We start from the raw sequence: 4217 nt of genomic DNA on the forward strand, positions 1-4217 counted from the left end.
CGGCCGGGCCGGCGGCGCGCTGCTGGACGTCCAGCTGACGACGGCGCACCTGACGACACTCGGGGCCCGGCTTGCGCGGCGGCGCCAGGCGGGAGACGGGCAGCCGGTCGCAGACCATCCGCGTCTCGTCGTCCCGGACGGCCCGCAGCGTCGCGAGGAACTCCGCGCGCGGCACCTCCCGGGCCCCGAGTGTCGTCAGGTGCGCCGTCGTCAGCTGGACGTCCAGCAGCGCGCCGCCGGCCCGGCCGAAACGGTCGAGGAAGTCGACCAGCGCGACCTTCGAGGCGTCCGAGGCCCGGTGGAACATGGACTCGCCCATGAAGACCTGTCCGACCTGGACGCCGTACATCCCGCCGACGAGCGCGTCGCCGTCCCAGATCTCGACGCTGTGTGCCCAGCCGAGGGCGTGGAGCCTGGCGTAGCCCTCGATCAGCTGCTCGGTGATCCACTGGTGCGGCCCGTCGCGGCGGCAGGCCCGGACGACGTCCACGAAGCACTCGTTGAGCGTGCTGGTCCAGGTGCTGTTGCGCATCCGGATGATGAGTGAGCGCCGGATCCGCATCTCGCCCGGCGCGAGGACGGTCCGCGGGTCCGGGCACCACCAGGGCGGGTCCACGTCGTCACCCGGGCCGTCACCGGCGGCACCAGCCGCGCCGGCGGCGGCCGCACCAGCCGCACCAGCCGCACCGGCGGTGCGTTCGGGCACGTGGCCGATGAGCGGGATGACGCCGCGCGCGGCCGCCGCGCGTAGTGCTCCGCGCAGCTCGGCCGCCTCGGCGAGGTCGTCCGCCGGCCAGGGGAAGGCCCCGCGGCGGTAGGCGCCGATCAGCGCCGGGGGGGTGAGCCCCCCGCCCGCCGCCACCGGTCCGTAGGCGGCTGCCCGCTCCAGGTATGGCTCGAGCAGGGGATGATCCCAGCCCGACCGGGGGGGTTCGGGTAGCGGCGGGGTCAGCCCCACAGCTGGCCCGCGGGGGTTCGCGCGCCGGTGCCGCCGTCATCGTGATCGTCGATCTCGGCCGCGATCCTGGCCGCGGCCTCCGCCGTGGCGGCAGCCTCCGCCTGTGCGACCGCCTCCGCCTGGGCAAGGGCTTCAGCCTGGGCCACCGCGACCGTCTCGCCCGCAGCCTCCGCCGAGGACACATCGACCACCTCAGCTGCCACCTCCGCCGCCGCCTGCGCTGTCGTCGTGGCCTCCGTCGTCGCCTTTGTCGTCGCCTCGGCGGCGGCCGCGTCGACCGCTGCCCGGACGACCGGTGACGACAGCATCGCCGTGACCTCGTCCGCGGGCCGCGGGCGCCCCAGGAAGTAGCCCTGGGCGACGTCGCAGCCGTAGTTCCGCAACTTGTCGAGCGCGCTCGCGCTCTCCACGCCCTCGACCACGATCCGCAGGCCCAGGGCGTGCGCGAGTCCGACCGTCGACCGGACGATCGCCTCCGCCTTCGCGCGGCGCAGCCCGGATCCGTCCTCGAGTCTCGTCACGAACGACTTGTCCATTTTCAGCATGTCGACCGGAAGCTCCTGGAGGTACGCCAGCGAGGAGTAGCCCGTGCCGTAGTCGTCGACGGCGATCTGCACGCCGAGCTCGCGCAGCTCGCCGAGCACCGCCGCGGTGCGTACCCGGTCCAGCATCAGCGTCGTCTCGGTGATCTCCAGCTCGAGCGCGGACGGCAGCAGCCCGTACTGGGCGAGCAGCCCGCGCACCTGGTCGGGGAACGCGCGGTCGAGCAGGTCGGAGGCGGAGAGGTTCACCGCGACGGCGACCTCCAGGCCGGCCTCGCGCCACCGCCGGCACTGGGCGAGCGAGGTCTCGAGCACCTCGATCGTGAGCATCCGCATCAGGCCGGCCTGCTCGGCCAGCGGCACGAACGACTCGGGCGTCAGCAGGCCGCGGGTGGGATGGCGCCACCGCACGAGGGCCTCGACGCCGTGCGACCTGCCCGAGGCGAGCTCGACCTTGATCTGGTAATGGACCTCGAGCTGACCGGTGCCCAGCGCGGCGCGCAGCGACTCGATCATGTCCAGCCGCAGCAGCGTGTTCACCTCGGCGCCGGGGCGGTAGTACTCCACCCCGGTCCGGCCGGACTTCGCGCCGTACATGGCGACGTCGGCCCGCTGCAGCAGGGTCTGTGCGTCGGCGGCGTGGTCCGGGTAGAGCGCCGCGCCGATGCTCGCGCCGACGTGCAGGGTCATCCCGCCGACCTCGAAGGCGCCGGACAGCGCCACCAGGACGCGGTCGGCCACCCGCCGGGCGGCGTCGGCGTCGGCGTGCTCCAGCAGGACGGCGAACTCGTCCCCGCCGAGCCGGGCGTGCAGGTCGCCGGGCCGCAGCGCCCCCGCGATGCGGGACCCGACCTCGACGAGCAGCGCGTCGCCCACATGGTGGCCCAGCGAGTCGTTGATCTCCTTGAACCGGTCGAGGTCGAGCAGGAGCAGCGCGAACGAGTCCCCGTCGGCGATGTTCCCCTCGAGCGTGGACAGGCGCTCGATGAACCCGCGCCGGTTCGTCAGGCCGGTGAGGTCGTCGGTGCGGGCGAGCACCTTGCTCTCGGCGAGCTGCTGGACCTCGACGAAGGTCATCGCCGCCTGGGCCAGCGCGGTGAGGACCGTCGCCGCCGCGAGCACCACGGTGAGCAGCGGAAGATCCATCATGGACCCGATGACCAGCAGCGCCAGCGCGAGGACGGTCAGCACCAGCGGTACCGCGATCACGCTCCAGCCGGACATCCGCGCGGGCTTCCGCCAGGGCTGGCGCTGCCAGGCGGCGAACGCCGGGGCCAACAGGGAGAGCACCCAGACGATGTCCAGCAGGCCGCCCGGCGCGTAGTCGCCGTCCGCCATCAGCACGAACACGCACGAGTCGGCGAGGGCGAAGCCGACGAGCCCGCCGCCGAGCAGCCACCACACCCGGCCGGGATGCCAGCGCAGCAGCCCGAAGACCGTCACCACCAGCAGGACGAGGAGCAGGTCGGCGAGCGGGTACACCAGGCCGACCACGACGGAGGAGATGTCCGCGGGGCCGTCCGTGGTGAGGCGCGCGCCGATGCCGCTGCTGAGCGCGGCCACCCCGAGCACACCGACCAGCGCGTCGAGCCACACGCTCGCGTGGAACCGCAGCACCCGCTGGCGCAGCAGCAGGATGACGGCCACGTAGCAGGCCGGATAGAAAAGCAGCCAGCCGACGTCCGCCGCCGACACCTCGACCGCCGCCCCCTCGGCCGGGCCGCTGACCGCGAGACTGAAGTAGACGCTGGCCGCGCCGTAGCTGATGATCCCCGCGCCGAACAGCGCCCAGGGCAGCCGCTCACCGCGCAGCAGGACGGCACGCAGGATGCACAGCAGCCCCGAGACGAGCGTGACGAAGGACCGCAGCGCGACGACGGCGGGTTCACTTCCCCGCGTCCCGGTGATCGTGACTGCCACGAACAGCACGGCCGCGAGCAGCAGCAGCATCTGCGCCAGGCGGATCAGGCGGAACCTGCGTGGCGCCGGCGGCGAGATCGTCAAGCGTCACCTCGCCGGATCCGGGCCGGCCGGCCGGGAACCGGCCCGCCGCGCACGGTGGTGACGGGCTGCTGGACCAGGTGGCGTCGAGTACAGGAGAGGTCTCCTCCCCACCTTGGCGCCCTGGCCCGGCTGACGGCGCACTGACGCGCGCGCCCGGGCGGGCATCGCGGAAGCGGCGCTGTGACCGACATGACTGGGCCGGTCTCGGCGGCCGGACCGCTCTCGATGGGCGCGGCCGGCGCGCGGGCGTGCACGGCACACCCGGGCCGGTCTCGGCCCGGTCGTAGGGGGATCGCACCCGCGGCGGGTGGGCCGCCGGCACCGCGGGGCGCCGGGGCGCGGGCCGTGGCACCCCCAGGCGCGCCGTCGGAACGATCCGCCCGAAAGAAAAGGCTACGGCGGTTCCGGGCACCCCGCCACCGGGACCGCGCCGGGTCGCGTCGCCGGAACAGGCTGTGACCGGTGCGACGACTGACAAGCCCGGACATGAGAGGAATTCTCATACATGGGTGTTGGCAGGTCGCGACGGGTGGTGGTCCGTGGCCGGGTGCCTGGGTGGGCGTTGTGTGCACCACCTCGCCCGTCGCTGTGGGCCATAGGTCGTGGAGGCCCGACGGCGGCTCCGGCCCGCGGCCGTGGGGTGTGCTCGGATCGTGGCCGCGGGGCACGGGTGTGAGGCGTGTGCAAGGCAGGCATGGGGGGCGGAACGAGGC

General features: G+C 73.9%; 2 protein-coding genes. Both read right to left on the bottom strand.

The features are described 5' to 3' along the window. A partial coding sequence (aat, locus tag FMEAI12_RS06265; protein ID WP_235013755.1) for a leucyl/phenylalanyl-tRNA--protein transferase occupies nucleotides 1-958 on the bottom strand: 958 nt, incomplete at its 3' end. Beyond that, nucleotides 949-3450, bottom strand: coding sequence for an EAL domain-containing protein (locus FMEAI12_RS06270; RefSeq protein WP_112105312.1), 2502 nt, complete (start codon nucleotides 3448-3450; stop codon nucleotides 949-951). The genes aat and FMEAI12_RS06270, both read right to left, overlap by 10 nt. Nucleotides 3451-4217: the final 767 nt, after the last annotated feature.

Origin of the sequence: Parafrankia sp. Ea1.12 (assembly GCF_900465275.1) — a bacterium.
GTDB classification, from domain to species: Bacteria; Actinomycetota; Actinomycetes; order Frankiales; family Frankiaceae; genus Parafrankia; species Parafrankia soli.